Source organism: Chitinophaga agri, assembly GCF_010093065.1.
Lineage (GTDB): Bacteria > Bacteroidota > Bacteroidia > Chitinophagales > Chitinophagaceae > Chitinophaga > Chitinophaga agri.
This window is the reverse complement of the sequence record NZ_CP048113.1, coordinates 1703355-1729259: the sequence shown is the minus strand read 5'-3', so window position 1 is coordinate 1729259 and position 25905 is coordinate 1703355. Positions and strand designations below refer to the sequence as shown.

Below are 25905 nucleotides of genomic sequence, written 5' to 3'. Positions count from 1 at the left end.
GATAAATTCCGGGGTAGGATAATATAGGCAGTATTATAATTCTGATAGCAGTATATGAGTTATTTTAGTTGTCCTATTGGAATAGCTGGGTTACTTTTGAGTAGCAAAACAGCGGGTAATAACTGCGCCTGCTGATATAACATTAAGCAGTAAAATCACCTGGTATGAAAGTATATTTAACAGCCATCGTAAAAGCAAGGCCCGAACATAGAGACACCGTATTATCTGTATTGTTGAATATGGTGGAACAGACCAGAAAAGAGGAGGACTGTCAGTTGTATGATCTGCATAACAGTACGGACGACAGGAACGTATTCTTCTTCTATGAAATATGGGAAAGCCAGGAGGCCCTGGATGCACACAATCAGCAACCTTATATACAGGAATTCGTGAAGATCGCGGGCGAGTTATTACAGGAGCCGCCTGTTATCATCAAGGCGGATATTTTATTCCAGTAGAAAAGGATCATTAGCGATAATATGAAGAAAAGGTGTTGCAAATAGCAGCGCCTTTTTTCTTTTTCTTCCACTTTGCAAAAAAAAGAATATCTATCTGATACTTGAATGAGGTACGACAGCTATATTATGTAACGCACCTATATAGCGGACGCTTGTATAGTTCCGTCTGATGGAAGGATTTTCCGTTAAATGGAATAGGTGAGATCGGCTGTATTCTTCTATGTTGCTGTGTTTCAATGTTTAATGCAGGGGGTGATTTCCGGCACCGATTTAGCGTATTTCATACACGTCGAATGAGGGGCAGGTAACACGAACAAACAGAAAAGCATTACACAAGCATAAAGTTTTTATTCAATCATATCCTAGTTAGTAATTTTTTTATTAGTGAATCACCATCGCGTAGGCTATATTTGCCGCGCAAGAAAATTTTAACCATATCATTTAACTACAACATGAAGAAGAACCGAACCTACTTCGCGCAGGCGATGATCTGCGCCGCTATGCTTGCAATGTCCGCTAGCTGTAAGAAAGAAGCTATTTTCGAAGAGAAACTGAATGCGGAAGATAATCTCGCTGTAACAGCATCCGCCACCGGAAGGGAATTTACATTAGTTGCCGATGCAACGGGCCGTCTGGCTGTTGACAACTCAAACGGTTATTACAAACCGGGTGATATTCTTAATCTAAAGGGTACGTTTAAGGTGGTCCAGTTTTCCAACATGAGTGGAAGCGCGTCTGCTCCTATAGTAGTACGTAACCTCAGCGGAACAACGGTAACTATTGGTAACCCTGCCTGGAACGGTGGAGCGTATGGTGTAGCGATTGTATTCTGGAACTGTCATTATATGAACTTCGGCGGACAGTCAGGAAAATCCAGTGTTGTGATCAGCGGTTCTACAACAGGCTCGAAAGCCTCTTACTATGATCTGCAGCTGGGTAACAAGACCGACAACATGGAGATCTCCAATCTGACCATTCAGAATGGTGGTAATGGTATCGTGGCCAAGACTGATCCTGTAAAGGGAGATGCCAGTACTGCTTATCCTAACACTACCATGTCTAATCTGAAGATCCATGATCTGCTGATCAAGAATACCACTAACGAAGCAATGTACATCGGCCATACCGCTACTTACTGGGACCTGACGGCGAATGCGCCTTACTATGGTTCGGTATCTGCAATGTCTTCCAGCCATCAGTATGTACAGCCTGTTATCTGGCGTGACGTGAAGATCTATAACAACACTGTTCAGGACATAGGTCTCGATGGTATTCAGACAGCGGCGATCGACCAGCTGGAAGTATATAACAACGAAGTGAAGAACTGGGCATTGCAGAAAAATAGCTCGCACAACGGCGGTATCCTGATCGGTGGCAGAACAACCAATACAAATGTGCACGACAACTATGTGCATCACGGATGGGGTGAACTGCTGCAGTTCTATGGTTCCGGTGCAGGTGGTGCTACCCACATTATTCGTAATAACCTGTTTACTAATGGAGAAGGTGAAGGTGTGAGTCTGAGAGGTACTGCAAATGCGATCGTGCAGTTTACCAATAACACAGTGGCCTGGACAAGAGGTAACAATCTTCGTCTCAATGGCAGCACAGGCATGACTGGTGCGCAGATCATTAACAGCAACGCATTCATCAGACCTATTAACGGTGTGACAACCATTAGCATCAGAAACTATATCTATGCGGAGGTAGGCGCTACCTTTAAAGAAGGTACCAGTACACTGGTGAATAAGAAGTTCCCGACAGTACAGTCTTCAAAAGTGGATATCAATAATTACTACCTGCCACTGACAGGTTCTCAGATGGGAACTGCGGGTTACAGGAAGTCATAATCTTATTATATTGTTTATTTGGGAAAGCCCATGGAATTTAATCCATGGGCTTTTTTTTATGAGGGGTGTTGCAGGTAAAAGTCAGTTAATGATTAAACTGTTTCAAGTCCCAGTTTACTTCTGGCAGCAAGTTGTTTCCCGTGATTGACGATAGCCATGGCGTATCTGGTCTGCTGTCCGTTCCAGTAAGCAAGTGCATTTTCAAGATCGTCATTGTCCGCCAGGCTATTGGCGAGTACGATGGCATCCCGGTAGGCTTTGGCCGTGCCGGAGGCAGTGTGTGGTCTTACCACAAAGGCCGCATCACCGAGTATCACCACGCGTCCCTGGTACATTTTCGGAACAGCCAGATCGAAGATCACCTGTAGAAAAGGATGTGTGGTCTGATGGACACGATCGCGCAGTATGGCGGGTAGTTGTTCATTGGCCAGCAGGTGCAGTTGTGCAATGCTTTCTTTATTCATAAATCCGGCAGGAATACTGTACTGCCTTTTGTATCCATTCTTATCGACGAGCAGCCGATCTAATTTCTCCTGCGTCTTATTCAGGTACCAGACCCAGTTATACAATCTGTCGCCCCTGGTCAATTCGCCGTTAGGGCCTGGCACCATATAAGACAGGATATGGGAGTTCTCGTAAGGATAGAGTGAGAATTTGTCAGAGAAGAAAGCGGCATCTTCCCTTGTCATTTCATTTTCCGGGATCAGTCCTCTGTAGGCTACATAGCCGGCGTAATGAGGGTGAATGCCGGGAAGGAATTGTTTTCTGACAAGGGAATTATAGCCATCTGCGCCGATCAGCAGTTCTGCTGTCACTGCATGTCCGTTCTTAAAGGTGGCAGTGACGGAATGTATTCCCTGTGAAATATGTTCCAGTTCGTATCCGAAGTGATATCTGTCAGAAGGGAAATAGTCCTTTAGCTGTCGCCAGATATAATTCCAGGATGTAAACGCTGTGTCATTCTGGTACCGGAGCACAGGCTCTCCACTTTCATCCAGTATCTGCCGTTGTCTGGCAGGAACACCAAAAGATGCTTTGGGGGCAATGTTATGTTCCATCAGGTAATCCATCATTTCCGGCTGGATGACCAGTCCGGCCCCCCTGTCTTTCATACCTGCTGAAGAGCGTTCATATATCTCTACATCGAAACCCTGTTGCATAAGGGCTATGCCGGTAGTGAGGCCCCCTATAGAGCCACCTATTACTATAATTTTCATGATCAGTTCAATTGTTTTTGTGTATGTTGACTGGTAACAACATTGATGATTGCCAGGGCGCCCAGCAGTGTCATGAAGGTGGTAGACCAGCTCCAGCCACCGGCATTCCAGAGTACGATCGAGAAATAGGTACCGAGCGCACCACCAACAAAATAACTGGTCATATATACCATGTTAATCCTGCTGTTCGCCAGATGATCCAGTGAATAGATGATGGCGATGTTAGTCACCTGTGTAGCCTGTACGCCGATGTCCAGCAATACAACGGTCAGCCATATACCGGCAATTGAACCCGGGAAAAGTTTCAGTATTACTATGCTGATCAGTGTCAGTGCCGTTGAGAATATCAATGACCTGGAATGGGTGCCTTTGTCTGCCAGTTTACCGAACAACGGTGCAAGCAGTGCGCCGGCAGCGGCCAACAGGCCAAACATACCGATAAGGGAGGCAGAGTAATTAAAAGGCGCTTCACTCAGATAAAATGTCAGGGTTACCCAGAAGGCGCTTAAAGTACCAAATGCAAGCATACCGGTGAGTGCCGCACGACGTAACGCCGGAAATCTTCTCAGTTGTTCTATCGTTGATTTGAGCAGTCCCGTATACGTGCCATTAAAGCGTTCATGCATTGGAGGGAAGTCCGCCTGCATCAGGATGGCTGTGAAGAACACCATAACGGCAGACAGCAGGTATACATATTGCCAGCCCAGCCAGTTGGTGATAAATCCGCTGAAGACCCTCGCGACGAGTATACCCACAAGAATACCTGTGAAGATCTGTCCGACTATCCTGCCCCTGTTTTCTTTTACGAGGCTTGCTGCCATAGGAAGTATCACCTGCGCGACTACGGAGAAGATACCTATCAGCAGGCTACCTACATATAATAAGGGAAGTGTCGGTGCGAAAGCCATGATGAGTAAGGAGGCGAATAATCCGATCTGCAGATAGAGGATCAGTTTCTTGCGTTCTATCATATCACCGATAGGTGTCAGAAAAAAGAGACCTATGCCATAACCGATCTGTGCAAGTACGGAAATGATACCTGCTTTTTCCGTGCTGATCTCAAAAGAATGCGCAATTGCATTTAATATAGGTTGACTGTAATATACATTGGCTACGCTGATACCAGCAGTTGCCGCCATGATGAATACCTGTGTTTTTGTTAGAGATGCCATTTTAGTATATTTAATTGCTTCCTGTTTTGTTGTCTCTAAGACAATACAAAGGTGGCATCTCTACGGGCCCTTTCCAATGAACTGAGACAGGAAAATAGGGCTAACTGGTTTAAGAAAAAAAGTTGAACTGGATTAACTTTTTTTCGCAATCCGTTTATGGCGAAGCTTTGAGAGGTATTCAGTGGTCATTCCGAGGAACGATGCAAGGGCATACTGTGGTACTTTCTGTACGATATTGGGATATCTTTCGAGGAAGATCTCATATCGTTGCTCAGCAGATTTTGTCAGGTTAGTAATGACCCTGCGCGCCATGTAGGCCGCGGTATTTTCTGCGAGTATCCGGAAGAAAGTTTCGAAAGCATATCTGCTCTTCTTGAGCCGTTGTTCTGCTTCATAGTCAATCTGGAGTATCAGGCTATCTTCCAGTGCTACGATGAACATGGTAGCAGGCTGCTGAAATATATAGCCATTGTAGTCGGAGATCCACCAGTCATCGATCGCAAACTGTATCGTATGTTCCTGTCCTTCATCGCCAATAACATAGGCTCTGAAAGCACCTTTCACCACATAATATCTGTGTTTGGCGAGAAAGCCGGGTTGTTCGATGAACTGTCTTTTCTTTATTTTTACCGGTTTGAAGCTACTGCAAAACTCATTTAATTCTTCTTCCGTAAAAGACATGCGTTTGAGCAGATGCTCCTTAAAGCTGTTATAATCTGACATGAGTAAGTTGTTTTAGGCGATCGGCTGTATACTCTTTGCGATCAATAATAATACTGCGCGCTGAAATTAGGAAGAAAAGCGGCAGGATAATAGCCGGGTGAGGATAATGGCAACATTTCCGGGGAGTATTGCATATAATAAAGAATCTGTCGTAAAAGTGCAATAAATCACATTAAGAATTAATATATATTGTGGGCATTGTACCTATACGAATTATCAGCTATGAGACTATCAGTTAAAATATTATGGATCACAGTATTGGGCGGAATGGGCGTTTTTGTCCTTCTATTGCTCTTGATCAATTTCCGGGTGATCGGCAATATGATATCAATTGAAACACTGGAGAATCCGGAGTCTGTGCTGGCCTCTGAAATAATTGGGGAGGATGGTGCCGTAGTAGGCAAATATTATCAGAGAGACCGTTCCTATACTAATTATGAGGCTATTGGGAAGCATGTTATAAATGGGTTGATCGCGACAGAGGACCCGGACTTTTATGATCATAACGGTATCATTACGCGAGATATATGGCATATTCCTTTTGTTCAGCAGTGGATAGGTAAAAGGCATGGTTCACGGTCGCTCACGCAGCAGCTGGCTAGCAGATTATTAGGCAATAACAGCGATGTATCTAAGCCCTTTAATGATGCTAAAAGCAACTTTCAGAACATGCAGACGTGGTTGCTCACCGTAAAACTGGAACGCCATTTTACCAAACAGGAAATTATTGCGCTTTACCTTAGTAATCGTCTATTTGGCGATCAGGTAATGGGTATTGAGAATGCAGCGCACATGTTCTTTAATAAAAAGCCCGGTGATCTATCTCTGGAAGAATCTGCCGTGCTTATTGGTATGTTAAGAGGGGGTTACCTTTACAACCCATGCCGCAGTCTTGAAATGGCCAAACGCCGTCGTGATGTCGTAATTTACATGATGCAAACATACAATTATGTCTCCCCGGAAACAGCCATCGAAGCCAGCAGCAAACCTATTATCCTCCGGTATCGTAATATCGATGATGATGGCGGGATTGTTCCCTATTTCCGGAACACCCTGCGTGAAGCACTTGAATCATGGTGTAGGGAGCATAAAAAAGCAGACGGTTCAGCATATGATCTTTACCGGGACGGTCTTCGGATCTATACGAAAATAAATCCGCAAATGCAGTCGTACGTGGAGCGGGTAGTATCTCATGAACGGCAGCAGTTACAACAACGGCTCGCTGATCAATTCAATATTAAGTCGGATAGTGTCTGGAATAAATGGCCGCAGTTTCCCGAAATATTTACAAAGGAATTGAGGCGTTACCGGGAGGAGACAGCTAGCATTTATAAGACATCACTATCAGCTGACAGCAATGCAAGGCCCGTCTATATTATCCGCATTACGGACCGGTATGGGAATATTTTATAGATGCTCAGGTCTTGCCATGAGATTTTATAATCAAAGCTCTCAGGCGTTCTTCGTGTTCATCACCCCAATGGCCCAAAGCGGAGATAACAGGAATTAAGGTCATCCCAAAGTCGGTAAGGTGGTATTCAACCTTCGGAGGAACGACGGGATGGATTATCTTAGACACCAGTTCGTGCTGCTCCAGCTCATTCAGTTGCATATTCAGCACCCTCCTTGAAGCATCCGGGATTTTACGTTGTAATTCACTGGGCCGCCGGTATCCTTCGTTTATAAACCATAGCAATCTTATCTTCCATTTCCCATATAAGATCTCCCCGATCAGGTCGAGTCCGCAATGCAGGTTCGGTAAAGTTTTTCTCTCGTACATAACAGCAAAAATAGCTCAATGTTCCGGACCATCAATAGGGATAAATTTCTCCCTATCTGAATCGTATTTCCGTACTTGTATGAAGTGAAACTATGTTCCAAATTTGTACAAAAGTTCAGATATGCAAAACAGAATGCAGTTCAATAACGAATTATCAGGCAAGATCGCATTAGTGACAGGTGGTACTAAGGGCGCAGGCAAAGCTATTGCCGAACGACTGCTCGACGCAGGTGCTACCGTTATTATCACAGCGCGAAACGCACCGGCACAGGCAAATGATCAGCTCCATTTTATCGCTGCCGATCTTAGCACATCGGCAGGAGCCGGGAAGGTGGCACAGGAGATCCTGTCGTTGTTCGGCAGACTGGATATACTGGTTAATAATCTTGGAGGTTCGGAAACACCTGGGGGCGGATTTGCTGTGTTAAGTGATGATGACTGGGAACAAACGCTTCAAACAAATTTACTGGCGCCTGTGCGATTAGACAGAGCATTTCTACCGCAGATGCTGGAACAGAAAAGTGGTGTGATCATTCATATTGCATCTATTCAGGGGAAACTGCCTTTGTACGATTCTACGCTGCCCTATGCGGCCGCAAAGGCAGGGCTTATTAATTACAGTAAGGGCTTGTCAAATGAAGTATCACCTAAAGGTGTAAGAGTGTTGACAGTATCACCAGGCTGGATTATGACAACCGCTTCCAACCGTATGGTAGCACGCATTGCGGAGAGTTCAGGCACAACGGAACAGGCGGCCACGCAAAGCATTATGGATGCATTAGGTGGAATTCCTTATGGAAGACCTGCGCAACCAGCGGAGGTAGCTGAATTGGTTGGTTTTTTGGTGTCGCCGCGGGCAGGCTACCTGACGGGAACGGAATATGTCATTGACGGTGGAACAATTCCTACTATTTGATAATTGCTAAAATATGAATACAATGAGATTACCAAAAGTGATAGCTGATTTAGTACATGCGCAGGGCAGGTTTGATAGTATGGCCTATGCAGACTGCTTTTCCGAGACTGCATTGGTGCATGATGAAGGTCGTGTGTATACGGGAAGAAAGGAAATTCAGCAATGGATAGCCGAAGCAAATGAAAAATATCAGGCCATAATGCAGCCAATAGCATATGAGGAGAATGGCATTACATCCATGCTAACGGCACAAGTGTCAGGATCATTTCCTGGTAGCCCTCTGGTGCTGTACTATCATCTCGAACTGACAGAAGGGTTGATCAGTGCTCTTAGGATCACGGGCTGATACATATCACCTCGCCGGGAGCAATTCATGTTGATTGCTGCATTCCAGCGGGGGATTTCCTCCTTACTCTTGAAACGGTTGTGAAATTTGCAGGGATCTCGAATCTCATCTGGTACGCAATCTCACTGATAGAAAAACGGGTCGTCAGCAGCAGACTTTTCGGTTTGTCTGTTATGTATGCAGGTAGTTGGTCCATAAAAATAGTTTGTATATTGTTGTCGTGTATACTATATTTGCGACAACAATATACATGATACGATGAAACAATTGACTTTTGCATCACTGCAGGTGAAGGATCTGGAAGCTTCAAAGGAGTTCTACACCAGCATATTAGGATTTGAAATCGGAGACACTAATCCACAGGCCTGTATCTTTACATATAATAAAGGGCAGGCCAGTTTTGCCATCCGAACGCCGCTTGAGCCACTGGAAGACAGGGAGCTGGGCATTGGAGTGGCATTGTGGTTTGCAGTTAATGAAAATGTGGACGAAATGAGAGCGCTGTATATTAAAAATGGCGTAAGTAATATAGGGCCGATTATTGAGACGCCATTTGGCAGGGCATTTCATGTGAAGGATCTGGATGGGTATAAACTCACTTTTCTCCAGGAAAAGTAACTGCAGGGTAGCGCACGCAGGTCCGGATTGCAGGAGATATTACCTCGAAGATCGCATGAAAACAGATGCGGCAATATTTTGATTTAAATTTGTCAAAAATGCTTCAACGTCAATATGCCTAAAGAGATCGAATTTCATTTTAAAAGTCCTAATGATAGCCCTGGCTATTTGCTCGGACAGGTAACCATGCTGTGGCAACGTAAGCAAAAAAAGGTGTTAGATCCTTTGGACTTAACGCAGACACAATTTGCATTGCTGGCAGCATTGGGTTGGCTTTCGAAAAAGAGTAATGCCGTTACGCAGAGCGACATCGCCAATCAAAGTAATGCGGACAGGATGATGGTATCGAAAGTATTACGAACCTTGGAAGAGAAAGGGTTTATAACGCGGGCGGAGCACGAAACGGATACAAGGGCGAAAACGATTCGGCTAACGAAGGAGGGAGGTGTCGTTTTGCAAAAAGCATTGATTGAGATAGAAAGAGCTGATGTGGAATTTTTTGCTTCCTTAAGTAACAGACTGCCGGCATTCAATAAAAATATGGTGAGTCTGATTGATACAAACAGCGAATAAGCATATGGCTGATACTTCGTTAGATATGCCGGAGACAGGATCTCCGGCATTTTCTGTTATGGCTTTGCGTGAAGCATATTGTTGTGGCTAAAGCTTTCTCAGTTTTATGTTCTTAAATGCAATCCCTTTATTCCAGTCCTGCAATGCGATCTTTCCACTGGTCTGTTTGCCAAATTCAGGGAATACTTTAAATCCTGAATTAGCGACCGCATCTTTCCACTGCTGGGTGTTAAAATCCTGTTCGGCAGTGAGTACGCCATTCAGATAAAATGACACTTTACCATTTTCCTGTTTGATTTCTGATTGATTCCACTCGCCTGCAGGTTTGGGAGTAGCCTTGTTGAGCTGTGGCGAAAAGCCATATAAACAACCAGGACGTTTATTCTCAATCACGTAATCATGATGGGACTGTTCGAGTAGCTGGTACTCTGGTCCGGAGGCCCATGCTGTAGGGATATCAGCGCGCTCTGTTACATTCACAAATACACCGCTGTTCCCGTCTACGGATATCTTCCAGTCAAATGTCAGGTCATAATTGCTGTAGGAACTGTCTGTGACAAGGTCGCCAAGCTCTTTACCCGGTCCGGGGCTGCAAACTAACGCGCCATCTTTTACTTCCCATTGACTGGGTTTATCTCCCCGGTTATAGAGATGCCAACCGTGTGTTGTCTTCCCATCAAAAAGCAATTGCCAGCCATCGGCAGTCTCTTTGCCGGAAAGCGTGTTGTCTGCCTGTGTACCAGCGCAGGCGGTAAAGACTACTGACATCAATGCAAAAAGATAATGTTTTCTGTTCATCGGCATGTATTTTATAAGAGACCTGTATAACTGTTTGCCAGTGTGGAAAGGATGGGAAACGCTTTACTTGCCGGGGCATGTGTTTCATTGTCTCATCACAATTACTTTGACCCGTGTGTGAGACATTCGTACGTCTGGCAATAAATAACGACTGCAATAATATACGAAATGAATCTATTTTGCAACTTTTGCAATAATTTTTTCTTTTGTCATTTTGGATATATCGCCTCTCAGGATGTATTATAGTTTGAAATATAAATACTTGTATCGGATTTTCGTTTCAGATTTATTTATGTCTTATCCTAAAATAGTTCTTTGTTTAGTTAGGATGTGATGCGAGTTGTGCAAAATTGCATATTTTTGCAATGTTGTTCAGGGGTATCTCCCTGGCGTATCTGTATAGTCAATAACATCTTAATACAAATGATTAAAGAGCAGCGGTTTCAGATTATCTTAAATGAGTTAGCCCAAAAGGAGCAGGTAACTTACGGGGATCTGGCTGAGGTGCTTAAAGTATCGGAGGATACAGTTAGACGAGATATTGATAGTTTATACCAAAATGGGCTCGTTTCTAAAGTAAGAAGAGGTGCAATGTTACCCTCCCCAGCGCCGGTAAGTTTTCAGGATCGTGCTTTATTCCTCCAGGAAGAGAAAAATATCATCGCAACGAAGACATTGTCCTTTATAAAACCAGGTATGACCCTTTTTATGGACGGCGGGTCGACGATGTGTGTCATAGCTAACAGGTTGCCTTCGGATATAGCGGTAAGAATTATCACACATAATATTCCCGCTATACAGTTACTTACCCAGCATAAAAATGTTGAAGTGATCGTTCTTGGAGGAAAATATGATACTGAAACTGCTACCTGCACAGGTATAACCACTTGCCTGGAGGTCAGGAATTATGTAGCAGATCTGTATCTAATGGGAATTTGTGCGATTAGTGACAAGTTTGGTGTCACCGCGACCTTCCAGGATGACGCGGACGTTAAAAGAGCCATGCTGAGCAGATCCAGGCAGACGTTTGCCATCGCCAATAGTGCTGTCCTTCAGCAAAATGAAAGTTTTCATGTTTGTGAAATGAAGGAACTGGAGGCAATAGTTACCGACCTGGAAAGTAATCATCCCGCCCTCGACCCTTTTAGAAACCAGGGGAGCAGGATAATTTAATACAATCAATATTTATGAAAATTGATCATCTTGCTATCTGGGTAGATAACCTCGAATTAATGAAGAATTTCTACCTGACCTATTTCAACACTACATGTAATGAGCGTTATCATAATCCTGTAAGAAAGTTTACTTCTTACTTTATTTCTTTTAATGAGGGAGGCGCCAGAATTGAACTAATGCATCAACCTGATATCGACGCTGTTTTATCCCAACAGGGTAGAAATAAAGGATTAGCCCATTTTGCTATTACGGTAGGTAGCCGGCAGGAAGTAAACGATCTGCTGGAAAGATTAAGAACGGATCATTTCAGGATTACAGGTGAGCCAAGAGTTTCCGGTGACGGGTATTATGAGGCCGTATTTTCAGATCCGGAAGGAAACGTGATTGAGCTATTGGCCGATAAGTAACATTTGCTGCTCTTACTTTTTTATCTATTTTTATTGCCAAACCTATATCAATGAGTGGAATTGAACATGCAATAACTGTGGTGGCAGAAGCGATGATCAATAAAGGGACAGGCCGACGTCCCGAGGTCGATTTTGGAGGGATCTATACCCTTCGTATGCAGACGGCGTACAATATCTTAGGGTGGATCTGTGCCTGCATAGCTTTTATTCCTGTAGTGGTTCTTTTCTTTGAAATGCCTGCTAATACAGGTGAGTGGCTCGCTTTTGGGTTTCTTTTTTTCTCATTTGGGTTTATGGCAGCACGCTGTATTTTATATTATCGTAATCATAAGGTAATCTTTGATAAGACCTATATTGAAGTGACTAGTCCACTGCGGAATGTTACCACTTCTACCTGGGATAAGATCGTCAGGGCAAAGTACAGCTACAATGCTGGACTGCTAACACTGACGGATATGCACGGTCAGCAGCTGAAAATAAATCACCACCTGATAGGGCTCGCTGCATTTGTTAATCTGCTGGAAAGTAAAACCGGCCTGCGGACGGCCATAGAAGTGAACAGGCGATAAATACCATTAATGCTCGTTACTACCAGTAAACCCCGATCTGTCTATTCCTTCGATGCTAAAGGAGCTTTGATTTAATGTCCTGTTTAGTATTATCAGGTTCAATGCTCCATCATAAGGCTGGTGGAACGATCGCAGTTTGGTAAAATTTACCTATTTTTTACTCAAAAGTACAACATTCCTTATACCAGGGAATTTACCTTCGTATAAAATGCCGATAAGATGACGTTCGAAGAATACTGTACCTTGTTTGAAAGCATCATTCATACAGATCCGGATAATCAGCTGGCTCCTTATGATTCCGCTGAATATGTAGAATATACCAGATTAAATTGGAGCCGGACGAACCGCTGGCTGAAAAGAGGACATTTGTCTGATGAGTTGCTGGCCGTTGTCCAAAAGATTAAAATACCTCAGCATTGGATTGTCATTACAGAGCCCTGGTGCGGAGATGCCGCCCATAGTATTCCGTTTATAAAGATGGTCAGCGATACGAATCCGCTTATAACCGTTTCCTATGAGTTAAGAGACAGTGAGCCATTTAGAATTAATAACTATCTCACTAATGGTAGCAAGTCAATCCCTAAAGTGATATGCACGGATGGATCGGGAGCAGAGGTGATGATATGGGGACCCAGACCTCACGATTGCCAGCTATTGTACCGGCAGCTGCTAGCGGATAAAGTACCCTACGAGTTGATAAAGACAGCATTGCAACAATGGTATAATGTCAATAAGGGTATGGACATACAGCAGGAAATAGCGACTTTACTGGCCAACGGAAATAACAAGTACGTCTAGTAATTTAATGATTGTAATTCAGTCATTTAAAAGGGTTATAACTTTTTAAACATAGCTCTTTTAAATGCCTAAATTACAATCATCTAAACCTGTTTGCGTATTTTCCGATGTGTGTAATAAACGTATAAGAAAAACCGTCTAACGTCTTTGTGTGTTACTTTAGTGCCGTTTATTTGTGCATCAGTACATGGTCGATCACATGTATAACGCCATTGCTTTGATAAACATCTTTAATAGTAACCATTGACATGCCACCTTTCTCATCTTTTAAAACAAGCTTATTACCTTGCATCCAGGCCCAGATCTTTCCTCCTTGCACGGTTGTTAGTTCTGCTTTGCCATTACCCTGCTTAATCTTTTCAGCAATTGTTTTACTATCGAGCTTTCCTGCTATTACATGGTAGGTAAGTACACCCTGAAGCATCGACTTGTTTTCCGGTTTAAGCAGTGTCTGTACAGTACCTGCAGGGAGTTTATCAAATGCTTTGTTAGTAGGTGCAAAAACGGTGAATGGGCCATTGCCCTGAAGTGTCTCAACAAGATCAGCTGCTTTTACTGCTGCAACAAGTGTAGTATGTTCTTTAGAATTTACGGCATTTTCAATGATGTTTTTGGAAGGATACATAGGCGCACCTCCAACTGTGACAGTCTTTTCCTGTGCCTGGGAGGTAGCTGTAATGATCGTTGAAAATGCTATTATAGCAAGTACTGCAATTTTTTTCATGATTCAGTTTTTAATTTGAAATGTTATGCTTTTATGTACGCGTTGTTGCAGTAAATAGTTTTCAGAAATGATGAATCAGGAAGCTATATTTTTAAAATGCCGCCGGAGAAAACCAAAGTTTTGCGTTGTGCGTATATGCATTAATATAGGTGTCGAATATGAAGGCGGATAACTGTCTGGCGATACATACATCAATGTCTGGGTTGTTAAGTGGAGTTCCAATTCCCGGACGATTTGACAATTGAGTATAAACATTTCAGAAAGCGTTAACTAAAGTCGTTGGTGTTCCCTTACAAAGTTATAAGCAGGTCAAGAAGGACCGTGATAGTATTGAAAAAGCGGAAAGGTCGGAGTAGTTCTCCGACCTTTCCGCTTTTTTGCTTGGTAGTGAAGTGTGTTCGAATCAATTGGTGCTGATCATTAAGAAAACTTACGTTGCTTACGCCGTTCACAGAAATCGATGAGATTATTTCCTGGCATTGAATGATCATTGGCTGCATGTTGCATCGGTATGGTTCGCTTTTACAACCAATCGCCGTTGTCGTCTTCCTGCTTCTCTACCTTTACACGCAAGCTGGCTGCGATGAACGGTAGCAATGTAAGTCGCTCGGCAGAGGCAGCACCAAAACAGCCACGCATCGCTGCTCCGTATCCCAGGCGGTCTGACCACACCTCATTGGCAAATTCTCCATTCGCTATCAATACTAATTCGTTCCTTCCACTGGAGTAGCCGAGGGAGATACATCCGTCATTTAGTCTGGATTCTTCAGGTAGGCCAAACAAGGCTTGCATATCTGTACCTTCCGGCAAAACGCCATTTTCTATCCAGCTGTTACTATCGGAATATACCCAGGCTTTGACACCATAATAATTCTGTACCTCATGTATTTTATCGCTCGTTATTGGGAAAGGCTTTTTCAGTCTGCTGATCTCTTCTTCTCCTAATTCCTGAATGCCGGGCACATCGCCTTCCATAAAGTAGACCCCACCGGTACCTATCTCCAGCAGATAGGCTTTATATTCATCAGGTAATGACACACTATATGTGGCTTCAAATTCATCCAGCTCCTGCACTGTGGCCGTAGACAGGATATAGTTCTTCTTGTATTCCTCCAGTTTATTGAGACTCGTCTTCGCTAATGCGCGCTGGCGAAGGGATAATATATATTGCTTTATCGCGATCAAATTTTCGGCATGTTGTACAACCAGCGGATGTAGGGGATTCTTAAACGAATGCCGGATATGCTTTTCTTCTGCAATAATCGCGTCCAGCAACTCCTGCTTTGCCTGCTGCCGGCGCCTCATGGCGACTGCTTTTTCGTTGTCTGACTCCTGCAGCCACTTTATAAACTGTTCATCATTCTTATACTCCTGAAAAAGCTCAAATTTCTCATTATATTCGAGCCCTTCTGTTATAACAGCATATGCCTCCTCGATACTGCCGAGCTTTAGCAGGACATCCACATAGGTATGTTTTATATAGCCGTGCCGGTGCCAGTCAGCGTAGCCGTACGCCACCTGCAAAACTTCCAGGGCCTGGTGTAGCTTATCGGTTTGCTGCTCGCCAAAATAGGTGTAATATGCCAGTTGATTAGCATACAGCACCAGCTTGTCTTGTTCCCATTCGCTTAAAGTTGGTTTTTCCGACAAATGGTTAAAACACCAGGCAGCCTGTTGCAGAAAAAGCGGCTTATATTTTTCCACTATGGCTTTATCCTGTTCGTAGGCCAATACTATGTTCAGCGCATTGAACTTAATGTCTTCAATAGTGGTACGCGCAAAGGAGTCCGCTAATACGCGGTTTGCACCGCTCATCTGCGTTGGCTCATCTTCCGGATCGCGCATATTGATATACACTGCCGGTTCCCCCGTTGCTCCATACTTGTCTTCAAACTGCATGGGGAATAGCGCCCCCATTGTATCTACATCCGCAACAGTTTCCTCTATTAACTCCAGCGGAACGTTTTGTTTCGCTCTGATCGCGTTGTAAATATTATCCAGGTTAACATTGGCGGATATGTATTTCCGTCTTAGGAGCTTTATTTTTTCTTGGTTTGTCATAAATGTCTCGGGTGTAATTATAGGGTATTTTTATACAAAACTATGTGCTTGCAAAATATAAAAACAATTAATATATCTGTAAGAATTTTCTCCGCCGTAGTTGCAGATCACCAAAAATAAATTTTGGTGAGTGAGCATTACATGACAGGCTATAGTCTGTTGTGTGCACAGTGCTCCCGGCGCAATAACAGCTGCCCAACCCACCTACTTCTATCATATGTTGAAAAGCAGATCTGGTAATGGCTTCTTTGACATCAGCACTCGTCAGACCTATACCATTTCACAGTTTTGTTAAGATGGCGTCATCAGAAAGGTGCTTGCCATTCCTCTTTGGTATCTTTCCTTCCAGGAAATTGCCCCATGGCACTCACACTCACATACGAATTGCCCGATTTGGATAATAGACCCTCATTTCGGTTATGAAAAAGCTCAATTAGGTTAATTCAGGAAGGCTGGAACTATGCAATTTTGCAATCATAACAACAAGTTGATTATGAATATCATTATCACGGGCTCCTTGGGCCATATTGGAAAACCCTTAGCCACCCGGCTTGTGGAAAGGGGACATAGTGTAACGGTCATCACCAGCAAAAGTGAGCGGCAATCAGCCATTGAGGCATTAGGCGCCAGAGCAGCAGTGGGATCTTTTTTCGATCTCGATTTCCTCACCAGGACCTTTGCCGGAGCTGATATTGTCTACCTGATGGAAGCCTGGGAAGGCATAGGCAGTATTTATGACAAAAGTGTGGACTTCGTAGCTGCATTTGATAAGATTGGTAATAATTATAAAATAGCAGTCGAGCAATCCCGCGTTAAGCGAGTGGTACACCTAAGCAGCATTGGAGCTCATACAGATCGGGGCACCGGCAGCCTTTACCTGCACAATAAAGTGGAAGGCATCTTAGATAAATTGCCCGAAGACGTTTGTATTAAATACATCAGGCCCGTAGGATTCTACACCAATTTGTACAGGAACCTTGATTCGATCAGGAATCAACATTCTATTGTTTCTACTTACGGAGGCGATAAAAAGGAGCCCTGGGTAGCGGCAGAAGATATTGCAGCACTGATCGCTGAGGAGATGGAGAAGCCTTTTGACAGTAGGACTGTACATTATGCGGTAAGCGATGAAATATCTCCAAACGAAATTGCCCGGATACTTGGGGAAGCCATCGGTAAGCCGGAACTTAAATGGAATGTAATTCCTCCGGATCAAATGCTGAGTGGCATGTTAGCTGCGGGCATGAACGAATGGATCGCGAGCGGATTTATTGCCATGCAGGCAGCACAAGCAAGCGGTTCATTATACGAAGACTTATATCGCTACAAACCTGTGCCAGGGAAAACGAAGTTTACGGACTTTGCTAAAGAATTTGCGCAGGTCTATCATCAGCAAATTAAATAGCATGAAAAAGGCATTAATTACCGGTGCGAACAAAGACATCGGCTTTGAAACCGCACGCGCGTTGTTGCAACATGGCTACTACGTATATCTTGGCAGCCGGAATTTAGAAAATGGAAAGGCAGCTGTAGAAAAGCTGAAAGCCGTTGGTCTGGACCAGGTAGAGGCCATTATGTTGGATGTAACCGATGAGCAGTCTGTTCAGAATGCGCGTGAGACGATTGGCAGCAAAACGGATATGTTGGATGTGCTCGTTAATAATGCGGGCATCAACGGTGGCTTTCCGCAGTCTTCATTAGAGGCAGGCATTGAACAGTACAAGAAAGTGTTTGATACCAATCTTTACGGCGTAATTCGTGTAACACAGTTTTTTATTGACCTGTTGAAAAAATCAACTGAGCCACGAATTGTCAATGTCTCGTCTAGCGGCAGCTCGCTGACTTTACACAGTGATCCGACCTGGAAGTACTATTCGCATAAAGCGGCCTTATATCAGTCCTCTAAGGCAGCACTAAACATGTACACCATTGATCTCGCTTACCAGTTAAAGGATACTTCATTTAAGGTCAATGCAGTTTGCAACATTCTTTTACCATCAATGGTTCCCAGCTAATGATGATCATTAAAGGTAATGACGCAAGGCTACGTCTTACTGCGGGCGATGCTGTCGGCCAAAATGACTGAGTATCAATCCAACATATCTTTAATGCTGTATACAGATAGGATTAATAAGTGGACCTTGACATCTTAAAACGGGGCTGTCTCAAAAGTAATTGGGACAGCTTCTTATTTTTATGGAGTTTTTTTAATAAAAGGTGCCTTTTTGCTAACCATATGATGCTTGTTGTGTTATAAGGAGTATGGCAAGAGCCAAGACATTATCAGTTGTATTTAAAAGCAATCACCAACATCAGGGTATGCTATTACCACCAGATCTAAATGATCTGATTCCAGCCAATCATCCAGTCAGAACCGTGAATGAGATGCTGGATAAGGTGGATATTACAACGCTGCTGCAACAGTACAAGCCAGGAGGGACAAGTAGCTACCATCCTGGAATGTTATTAAAGGTCCTGGTTTATTCCTACATTAATAATATATACAGTAGTCGTAAAATAGAAGATGCCGTTAATCAGCATATACATTATATGTGGTTAAGTGGAATGAGCACCCCTGACCATAATACTATTAACCGCTTCCGCGGCAAGCGTCTTCAGAAAACGTTACAACCTATTTTCACCCAGGTAGTATACTGGATATCTGGTTCAAAGAGCAAATCCAGCGATTACTGAAGGATGACAGCTTTATGATTCGTTTTGCAGATGACTTTTTGTTGGGATTTACCAACAAGGAAGATCCATTACGAGTGATGGAGGTTTTACTCAAACGGTTAAGTAAGTACGGGATGACCCTACATCCAGACAAGACCAGATTAATAGACCTGGACGATGATGGAGAAGGGCATCCCCGTACAACGTTCGACTTCTTAGGTTTTACTTACTACATAAGTAAAAGCCGAAATGGAAAACGTATCCTTAAGCGTAAAACAAGCAGTAAGAAACTGAATGCGGCATTGAAGCGACTTAGTGACTGGATCAAGTTCTATAGACACAAGCTACCCATAGCAGAACTTATAGCATCACTGAACCAGAAACTACGTGGCCACTATGCCTACTGTGGTATAACATTCAATATCAGGAAGCTGCATACGTACTATAACCGGACTAAACGCTTGCTCCATAAATGGCTAAACCATCGAGGAGGTAAGCGTGTCTGGACATGGGCTAAAATAGCAAAGCTAACGATGGAATGGATACCCCTTACAAGACCGAAGGTATATCACAGTTATCAATCATCGAAATCATAAACATAGGAACCGTGTGCAGGAAAGCTGCTCGCACGGATCTGTGGGGGAGCGGGGAGGTAACGATCTGCTCTACCCGGAACCGCATATGCTTGATTATAAGTAAATTACTTTCCGCGTTTTAACTATTTTACAGACAAAGCTGACGATTACAATGATGTAAACATCTTAGCGTATACTGACAGTGCGTTCGATAGGAGTTTCCCTTACTGGTTTGACTCTCATCCCGCCGTTATCGTCATATTCACGTTGGTATTCTCGTTGAAACCCTTTCATCTGCAGCGTTTCATTATCAATCCAGCGAATAATCTTTCGTCATTGTCCAAAGGTCAATTTCCTTTACTTCCGGCAATGGCAGTATCATGGGATTCGTAAAGTCAAATATTTTCATAAAGTATGGCCCGCCCCAAATACGCCTTATTGTGGCTAATAGGTTTCCGTTAGGTGACAAATGGGAATTCGTCCAGATGTAACCGTCCGTCTTGGAAGAATAGCTTGCCATCTTTTTATTAGTCAGGTCGATGACGGTTTGTCCTCCAAACAAATCTTCTGCGCAGACCATGTATTCTGTGTTGTTTGTTTCTAGTCAAGAGTAAAGGATCTTGTCTTCGTTGACCAAGAAGTCAAATATTTTTTCATTGGTTGATTGCTGGTAAATCTGAGCTCTTGTTATGGCATATTTCTGATCGTACAACGTTCGCTTCTAATCTGAAATTCCCTGATGGAGAGATAAACGTTTCACCATCGGCCTCCTTTATTCTTTGATCAAAAGTTTCTTTAAGACCAGCTCTTATTTCTTCAATATAATTCATAGAGGATAATACTTCGGCTAAGTTAGTCTAAATCCGTATTTGCGTATGAGTTATATTTGTATGTGAACGAGTTTTTTGATATAATAACATTTCAGGAATAGAACCTGTTATATGTTGAATAAGAGCTGGTTATGGAAAGAGGGAATTATGCCTAAAACAGAAAATCCGCTACTAGAGCGGATTTTCTGTTTTAGTGCCCAGTAGCGGTAGTTTCTCCAACCAATTATCCGGAATACCATCAGTTATTAAGTTAATTAATTCTTCTATTTTTTTATCAAGAGTGTACTTTTGTTCTATATTAACCAGTGCGCAGGTTTTGCCCGTATAAATTGCTATAAGGCTACTGATGAACTTTAAGGAATCGAAGTTTGGTCTCTGCTTAGAAAAGGTTATAGTTGGATTACTAAAATATTTCCTGAGACAGGTTTTATCTGGATTTCCTTTCTTCTTTATAGAATTTGTCAGTGCTAAATATAGCTCAATTTGCACCCTGTAGGGCTGGTATAACAATATAAAATTGAAAAGGGGCCTCTCAAACTTACGATAAGCCCCGTAAAAGAAAACGGTTATAAAGGTTATATATATTGCTTAGGAACCAATTGAAAACCAAAACCTTGTACTTTGACGTAGGTCAGACATGGAAATTCAAAATGGGGACCGGCCAATAACAACCGTTCTTCTGCGGCTTTGCTCAACGTATCCCTTCGTGTTTTTACAGCCAGGTCATGGTCAGCGTCGGTAGCAAAGCCGACCTCAGGATATATCACCTGAATAGCAGGCAGATTCAATATGTCTGCACAGAATAGTAGTTTTTCCTCAGAAGTGGTTAGAAGAAAACCCGTTTGCCCCATCGTGTGTCCCGGCAGTGGTACTGAAGTAATTCCCGGTACGATTTCTTTGCCATCATCAACCAGCATCTCATATGGTGCCAATGCCTCACGGGCATCATCAGTATTGGATTTTTCCTGCTCACTTAATTGAGGGTTATTGAACCAATAATCGTATTCAGTTTTAGATAACCAGACTTGGGCATTAGGAAATGCTTTCTTTTTTTGCGGATCAAGTAGACCATAGAAGTGGTCACCATGTAAGTGAGTTATCAATATGATACCGATATCTTCTGGTTTTTTTCCGATAAAGGCCAATGCCTCCATTAATTTTCCGGTTAGGAGCGGAGCCATTTTAGTGCCCATACCGGTATCGATCAATACAGGCTCATGTTCTTCTGATTCGATCAAGAAAATACTGGTTGTAAGAATTAGGCTTTCTGGTCTGAAAGCTTCAATTAAGGTTGATCGAACACCTTCTTCTGGTAAGTTTGTAAAAAATTCTTCTCCCGCATTAAAATGACTGTCTGAGAGTACCGTCACCTTTCTGTTCCCGATAGTCCATTGTAATGTGCCTGGCAACAATGGAGTTTGTTTAATAACTGTCATGATTTCTTGTATTTTTGGTAAAGCTATTAGGAATGCCGTAGATTTGAAATAAGGCACTTTTTAGTGTATTACTTACCAAATGGTGAAATATGGAGCAGGAACCATCAGGCGAAGAAAAAAAAATGTCAATATTAAGTCAAATCACAAATCTTGGTTATGAGAGGATCGTGGTTGATGAGGATTGTGTCCTCCATGAGGCACTGATGTTGCTCGCTGACAAATGGACTCTTCCTGTATTACTATCTTTAATGCAGGGGCCAAAGCGAACCAGCAATCTGCTAAGAGAGGTCAATCCTGTTTCACCAAAAATGTTGGTGCAAACTCTCAAAAAGTTGGAAGAGGCGGAGTTGATCCAGCGAAAGGTTTACCCGGTAGTTCCCCCAATGGTTGAATACAGTCTAACAGAAACCGGGTTGGGTCTCAATCAGGCACTATCGGAATTTTTTGAATGGTCAATCAAGAGAGCATCAAAGAAGAAGAAAACCGCTGCTGTGGCATCTTCTGCTAAGGTTGATCAAATTGCCAAGTAGAATATCTCTACTTTCAGTTGAACTGGTCGTTTTAAACTACTTAATTTTGTAATACAGATAACCTTGCAGTATTTCAACCTGAATATTCCTTATGACGAAATAATCGAGAAAATCTATCCGTATAGAGATTATATATTCTATTATGGATTATCCGAAGCTGGGCTGGCATATTTAGAGCAATTAAATATGTCATGACAGGCAATTTCTACGCAGACTTCCCTCAATTCAAATTTTATATAAAGAAGGAGGATGTGTTAAGAGCAGCTACTTATCTTAATATCGACAACGAAAAAGAAGTGGAGGAGTTGCAGAAGAATTTTATGATAAATTTGAAGAGGGGAAAAGTATATTTTATCAATTTTAGCTGCTAATATATTGGCTCATTGTTAGTTATTAGAACAGCCTTTTTACAAAATTCATCTTGGATCTGATAAGCAGGCCCAGCGCAGACCTTGACAATCTTAAAAAGCAAAAGGTCGGAAATATTCCGACCTTTCCGCTTTTGTGCACAGTAGCGAATCATTTTCGAACCAAATGATATTGATAATTGAGAAGTTAAACGACTAAAAGGCATGTTAGCAGTATAACTTATCATTTTTCGTATGTGAGATCTGTTTTGGGTGCTTTAGGTACCATTCAATAATTCCTTCAATGATCCTATCATAAACGTCGTGCTCCAGATAGGGGCTACTCCCTTTTGATATTTTATTGAGATCTTCAAGTAATTTCCGAGTCACTTCTTCGTCAAATACCTGCTCATCTTTTCTTGGTTCCAACTCATACCTAATTCCATTACCTTAGCCGTGATCTTCGCCCCTTTGGATATCAAATATGTTGCACATGGAAGGGGATCTGAAAAAATATTGGTAAAGATCTTTGCAAGCGGCGTTAGTCCGAACCTATCGACTTGTTCCAATCTTGCCCCAGCATCTACTAATAGTTTAATGCTGTCCAGCCTTCTATGTGCACAGGCTTCTAGTAATGCTGATTCGGTAAATGTGCCGGCTACTTTGTAGTCAACATTATCGACTCCACCAATTATCTTCTTTAAAACGTTAATCCGATTTAAGTAAGCAGCAACAATAAGAGGCGTTTCTCCTAAGTCATTTGTTGCATTTACGCCAATTTCATCCAGCACTGCTAATGCTTTTTCTTCATCGAACTTTTTTCCATCATAACCCAGATAGTTCTTAAAAGTATAAACAGACTTTTTTGCCAGTATAAATCTTGCAATTTTTTGGCTCGTTTATGTTTCACCTTTGTTATGTCAATAACGACAAGCTCGTAGAGCGGCTCTTGCCTTTTTTGTCCGGTAGTGAAACACTTTCGAACCAAATTATATTGATAATAAATAAGTTGCGCGAATAGATTTTAATAAATGACATCAGTTATTATTCTTCCCATTTCAGTGACGGTGAGCGATCGCCATGTTTAACGTAGTATGTCAATGCCTGTTCTGCAAGTGCCAGCGGCACACATTTTTTTTTAGGAAAGCCGCCTGCCTGCCCACCGGTTACGAGGGTAATTTCTTCTTCATCTGAAACACACCCCGGGTTAATCAGGTTGAAGAATACTTTATCCTCTCCAACCACTTGGGTTACGACAAATAGTTCAGGGCCACCGCCTATTAGCATAAATCCATTAATGTCACCTACGATTAACTGTGTTACGTTTTTCCCGTTTAGAGTCTGGAGGGCAGTAACGGCTTCATCGCTTTCCTTGATATCTTTGTCATTGCTATAATTACGATTTTCGATCCAGCTATCAACACTAAGTTTCATATGTATAAACCGATAAGACTTAAAAAAATGGCCCGAGATGTGACTATTTTAACGTATACTGACAATGCGTTCTGTGGGAGTTTCTTTTACTGATTTGACGCTCATCCGACCTTTATCGTCATATTCATATTCATACTCTCTTTGAAACCCTTTCATCTGAAGCGTGTCATTGTCAATCCATCTAATGATCTCCTCGTCGTTACCAATCAAGGCAATCTCCTTTATTTCAGGCAATGGTAGCGTCATTGGATTCGTAAAGTCAAATATCTTCATAGAAAATGGTCCGGCCCAAATACAACCCATTGTGGCTAATATTTTTCCGTTAGGTGACAAATGAAAATTCGTCCAGATATAACCTTCGGTTTTGGGAGAATAGCTTGCCATTTTTTTATTAGTCAGATCAATGACGGTTTGTCCTCCAAACAGATCTTCTGCGCAGACCATGTACTCTGTGTTGTTTTTCTTCAGCCAAGAGTAAAGGATTCTGTCTTCGTTAACCAAGAAGTCAAATATTTTTTCATTGGTTGATTGCTGATAAATCTGAGCCCTTGTTATGGCATATTTCTGATCGTATAATTCGTTTGCTTCTAATCTGAAATTGCCAGAAGGAGAGATAAAAGTTTCAGCATCGATTTCTTTTATTCTTTGATCAAAAGTTTCTTTAAGACCGGCCCTTATTTCTTCAATATAATTCATATAGGATAATACTTCGACTAAGTTAGTCTAAATCCGCATTTGTACATAATAGATATTTGTAGGTGAATGGATTGTTTGGTGTAACACAATTTCAGGAATCGAACCTATTATAGGTTGAATAAGAAGGAATTATGTTAAGGGGAATATGCACAAAAAAAATCCGCTACTAGAGCGGATTTCTGTTTTTTGTGCCCAGTAGCGAATCATTTTCGAACCAGGTCAGTCTGATTCTTAGTAGGTTGTGTCAGTGACGTTGATCGTAGTTTTAAAAATCAGTATCTTTCTACAGAGATTTATTCACTATGGCCAATTTCATATCATCTAATTCCCTAAGCCGCGCTTGTTTTTTCTCTAATTGAGAATTAAGGTCGGCTATTTTTTTATCCTGCCTTTTTACCTTATTGCCTGCATCCCTGGCATCCTGGGCATTGCTGTAAGCTTTGTTTGCTTTCTTTTTTGCGTTTTTCGCATCGCCTATATCACCATTTGTAGCCCTCGATGCCTGTTTACTACTTGCATTAGCACTGCTTTGCGCATCAGAATTTGCATCTCCCGCTTTGGTTTGATAACCAGGCATGTTATTTTTAGCAATGGTAAGTTTAGACGTAAGTTCGGCAATATCATTGCTTACCGATACATATTCTTCGTTCAGCTTAACAGTATCTGAAGCGGTTTTATACTTTTGTGAAAAAACTGATGAGGCATAAAAAATCAGTAAGCTGGCGATTAGAAAAGCTTTTGAATGTTTCATTGTTTGATATTTTTTTAGAAATGAAAAATTAAAGTTCTAAGAATTCTTCTCCCTCCTGTATCCTTTTAATCGTTATAATATAGATACCTGGAAAATCTCCGTGGAGTGCATGAACATGACCACTCTCTGTAAGTGCATGTACCAAATAGTTAAAGGAGCTTTGTCCGTAATCTGTCCGATATTTTCCTCCTTTGCAATATCTGTAATAGCGAGAGTTTCATGGTTTACGAGGGAAGTGGGTACCATAAAGGCATGATATTGCCATAATCGAAAGAAATATGCGCAGCCTTTCGATGTAAAGACTAGTTTTTACGTTAATTAAAGATCAAGGAAGGCAGTAGTAAGAATTGAAATTAGTGTGTCGGAGAAGTTGGAGCGTTTACTATTGCTATTGAATACATGTAAGATACGCTATTAAAATGGATAGTGAGGAATTTGTTTCAATAC

General features: G+C 42.3%; 28 protein-coding genes. 16 read left to right on the top strand and 12 right to left on the bottom strand.

Going from position 1 to position 25905, the window contains the following annotated elements; translation table 11 throughout:
- Positions 1–164 precede the first annotated feature (164 nt).
- Both GWR21_RS06505 and GWR21_RS06500 read left to right on the top strand, forming a co-directional pair.
- Complete coding sequence (locus GWR21_RS06505) at positions 165–458, top strand: putative quinol monooxygenase (RefSeq protein WP_162330940.1); 294 nt, start codon at positions 165–167, stop codon at positions 456–458.
- Positions 459–910: 452 nt separating this feature from the next.
- The gene (locus GWR21_RS06500; RefSeq protein ID WP_162330939.1) at positions 911–2308 is read left to right on the top strand and encodes a right-handed parallel beta-helix repeat-containing protein; all 1398 of its coding nucleotides are present in this window, start codon (positions 911–913) and stop codon (positions 2306–2308) included.
- 92 nt (positions 2309–2400) lie between these two features.
- Here GWR21_RS06500 and GWR21_RS06495 read toward each other — a convergent pair whose 3' ends face one another.
- From GWR21_RS06495 to GWR21_RS06485, 3 genes are all read right to left on the bottom strand, one after another.
- Entirely contained in the window at positions 2401–3525 is a 1125-nt protein-coding gene (locus tag GWR21_RS06495) for an FAD binding domain-containing protein (protein WP_162330938.1), read from the bottom strand.
- A gap of 2 nt (positions 3526–3527) precedes the next feature.
- A complete protein-coding gene (locus tag GWR21_RS06490; RefSeq protein ID WP_162330937.1) occupies positions 3528–4697 on the bottom strand; it encodes an MFS transporter in 1170 nt (389 codons plus the stop codon).
- 132 nt (positions 4698–4829) lie between these two features.
- Complete coding sequence (locus tag GWR21_RS06485; RefSeq protein WP_162330936.1) at positions 4830–5420, bottom strand: Crp/Fnr family transcriptional regulator; 591 nt, start codon at positions 5418–5420, stop codon at positions 4830–4832.
- A gap of 222 nt (positions 5421–5642) precedes the next feature.
- Here GWR21_RS06485 and GWR21_RS06480 point away from each other — a divergent pair, with 222 nt between their 5' ends.
- A complete protein-coding gene (locus tag GWR21_RS06480) occupies positions 5643–6833 on the top strand; it encodes a transglycosylase domain-containing protein (RefSeq protein WP_162330935.1) in 1191 nt (396 codons plus the stop codon).
- 4 nt (positions 6834–6837) lie between these two features.
- On the opposite strand, the gene GWR21_RS06475 is transcribed toward GWR21_RS06480, so the two are convergent.
- Positions 6838–7200, bottom strand: coding sequence for a winged helix-turn-helix transcriptional regulator (locus tag GWR21_RS06475; RefSeq protein WP_162330934.1), 363 nt, complete (start codon positions 7198–7200; stop codon positions 6838–6840).
- A gap of 121 nt (positions 7201–7321) precedes the next feature.
- On the opposite strand from GWR21_RS06475, the gene GWR21_RS06470 reads away from it, so the two are divergent.
- The 4 genes from GWR21_RS06470 (at position 7322) to GWR21_RS06455 (ending at position 9653) form a co-directional block, all read left to right on the top strand.
- Positions 7322–8116 (top strand): SDR family oxidoreductase, encoded by a 795-nt coding sequence (locus GWR21_RS06470; RefSeq protein WP_202929062.1) that lies wholly within the window; start codon positions 7322–7324, stop codon positions 8114–8116.
- Positions 8117–8138: 22 nt separating this feature from the next.
- Positions 8139–8462: a nuclear transport factor 2 family protein gene (locus GWR21_RS06465; protein ID WP_162330933.1), complete on the top strand. Its 324-nt coding sequence runs from the start codon at positions 8139–8141 to the stop codon at positions 8460–8462.
- A 258-nt stretch (positions 8463–8720) separates the two neighbouring features.
- Positions 8721–9080: a VOC family protein gene (locus GWR21_RS06460; RefSeq protein WP_162330932.1), complete on the top strand. Its 360-nt coding sequence runs from the start codon at positions 8721–8723 to the stop codon at positions 9078–9080.
- 114 nt (positions 9081–9194) lie between these two features.
- On the top strand, positions 9195–9653 hold the full coding sequence (locus tag GWR21_RS06455) for a MarR family winged helix-turn-helix transcriptional regulator (protein ID WP_162330931.1): 459 nt from the start codon (positions 9195–9197) through the stop codon (positions 9651–9653).
- An 87-nt stretch (positions 9654–9740) separates the two neighbouring features.
- Here GWR21_RS06455 and GWR21_RS06450 read toward each other — a convergent pair whose 3' ends face one another.
- Positions 9741–10451 (bottom strand): 3-keto-disaccharide hydrolase, encoded by a 711-nt coding sequence (locus GWR21_RS06450; protein WP_162330930.1) that lies wholly within the window; start codon positions 10449–10451, stop codon positions 9741–9743.
- A 423-nt stretch (positions 10452–10874) separates the two neighbouring features.
- Here GWR21_RS06450 and GWR21_RS06445 point away from each other — a divergent pair, with 423 nt between their 5' ends.
- The 4 genes from GWR21_RS06445 (at position 10875) to GWR21_RS06430 (ending at position 13401) form a co-directional block, all read left to right on the top strand.
- Complete coding sequence (locus tag GWR21_RS06445) at positions 10875–11624, top strand: DeoR/GlpR family DNA-binding transcription regulator (protein ID WP_162330929.1); 750 nt, start codon at positions 10875–10877, stop codon at positions 11622–11624.
- Between the two features lie 14 nt (positions 11625–11638).
- Complete coding sequence (locus tag GWR21_RS06440; protein ID WP_162330928.1) at positions 11639–12034, top strand: VOC family protein; 396 nt, start codon at positions 11639–11641, stop codon at positions 12032–12034.
- Positions 12035–12084: 50 nt separating this feature from the next.
- Complete coding sequence (locus tag GWR21_RS06435; protein ID WP_162330927.1) at positions 12085–12603, top strand: hypothetical protein; 519 nt, start codon at positions 12085–12087, stop codon at positions 12601–12603.
- A gap of 219 nt (positions 12604–12822) precedes the next feature.
- The gene (locus tag GWR21_RS06430; protein ID WP_162330926.1) at positions 12823–13401 is read left to right on the top strand and encodes a thioredoxin family protein; all 579 of its coding nucleotides are present in this window, start codon (positions 12823–12825) and stop codon (positions 13399–13401) included.
- Positions 13402–13570: 169 nt separating this feature from the next.
- Here GWR21_RS06430 and GWR21_RS06425 read toward each other — a convergent pair whose 3' ends face one another.
- Positions 13571–14125 carry a fasciclin domain-containing protein gene (locus GWR21_RS06425; protein ID WP_162330925.1) on the bottom strand — a complete coding sequence of 185 codons (555 nt, stop codon included), beginning with the start codon at positions 14123–14125 and terminating at the stop codon, positions 13571–13573.
- 522 nt (positions 14126–14647) lie between these two features.
- Positions 14648–16186 carry an SMI1/KNR4 family protein gene (locus GWR21_RS06420; RefSeq protein ID WP_162330924.1) on the bottom strand — a complete coding sequence of 513 codons (1539 nt, stop codon included), beginning with the start codon at positions 16184–16186 and terminating at the stop codon, positions 14648–14650.
- Between the two features lie 493 nt (positions 16187–16679).
- Between GWR21_RS06420 and GWR21_RS06415 the strand changes: the two genes are divergently transcribed.
- The 4 genes from GWR21_RS06415 to GWR21_RS06400 all read left to right on the top strand — a co-directional run bounded on the left by GWR21_RS06415 (position 16680) and on the right by GWR21_RS06400 (position 19455).
- Positions 16680–17591, top strand: coding sequence for an NAD(P)H-binding protein (locus GWR21_RS06415; protein ID WP_162330923.1), 912 nt, complete (start codon positions 16680–16682; stop codon positions 17589–17591).
- Position 17592: 1 nt separating this feature from the next.
- Positions 17593–18201 carry an SDR family NAD(P)-dependent oxidoreductase gene (locus GWR21_RS06410; RefSeq protein WP_162330922.1) on the top strand — a complete coding sequence of 203 codons (609 nt, stop codon included), beginning with the start codon at positions 17593–17595 and terminating at the stop codon, positions 18199–18201.
- A 247-nt stretch (positions 18202–18448) separates the two neighbouring features.
- The gene (locus GWR21_RS06405) at positions 18449–18880 is read left to right on the top strand and encodes a transposase (protein ID WP_162330921.1); all 432 of its coding nucleotides are present in this window, start codon (positions 18449–18451) and stop codon (positions 18878–18880) included.
- Between the two features lie 14 nt (positions 18881–18894).
- Positions 18895–19455: a reverse transcriptase domain-containing protein gene (locus tag GWR21_RS06400; protein WP_162330920.1), complete on the top strand. Its 561-nt coding sequence runs from the start codon at positions 18895–18897 to the stop codon at positions 19453–19455.
- A 1384-nt stretch (positions 19456–20839) separates the two neighbouring features.
- Here GWR21_RS06400 and GWR21_RS06395 read toward each other — a convergent pair.
- Positions 20840–21700 carry an MBL fold metallo-hydrolase gene (locus GWR21_RS06395; RefSeq protein ID WP_162330919.1) on the bottom strand — a complete coding sequence of 287 codons (861 nt, stop codon included), beginning with the start codon at positions 21698–21700 and terminating at the stop codon, positions 20840–20842.
- 89 nt (positions 21701–21789) lie between these two features.
- Between GWR21_RS06395 and GWR21_RS06390 the strand changes: the two genes are divergently transcribed.
- A complete protein-coding gene (locus GWR21_RS06390) occupies positions 21790–22230 on the top strand; it encodes a winged helix-turn-helix transcriptional regulator (protein ID WP_162330918.1) in 441 nt (146 codons plus the stop codon).
- Between the two features lie 733 nt (positions 22231–22963).
- Here GWR21_RS06390 and GWR21_RS06385 read toward each other — a convergent pair.
- The 4 genes from GWR21_RS06385 to GWR21_RS06370 all read right to left on the bottom strand — a co-directional run bounded on the left by GWR21_RS06385 (position 22964) and on the right by GWR21_RS06370 (position 25458).
- Complete coding sequence (locus GWR21_RS06385; RefSeq protein ID WP_162330917.1) at positions 22964–23368, bottom strand: ankyrin repeat domain-containing protein; 405 nt, start codon at positions 23366–23368, stop codon at positions 22964–22966.
- A 253-nt stretch (positions 23369–23621) separates the two neighbouring features.
- Positions 23622–24011: an Imm1 family immunity protein gene (locus tag GWR21_RS06380; protein ID WP_162330916.1), complete on the bottom strand. Its 390-nt coding sequence runs from the start codon at positions 24009–24011 to the stop codon at positions 23622–23624.
- A gap of 48 nt (positions 24012–24059) precedes the next feature.
- Positions 24060–24707: a hypothetical protein gene (locus GWR21_RS06375; protein WP_162330915.1), complete on the bottom strand. Its 648-nt coding sequence runs from the start codon at positions 24705–24707 to the stop codon at positions 24060–24062.
- A gap of 283 nt (positions 24708–24990) precedes the next feature.
- Positions 24991–25458, bottom strand: a complete 468-nt coding sequence (locus tag GWR21_RS06370; protein WP_162330914.1) for a hypothetical protein — start codon at positions 25456–25458, stop codon at positions 24991–24993.
- Positions 25459–25905: the final 447 nt, after the last annotated feature.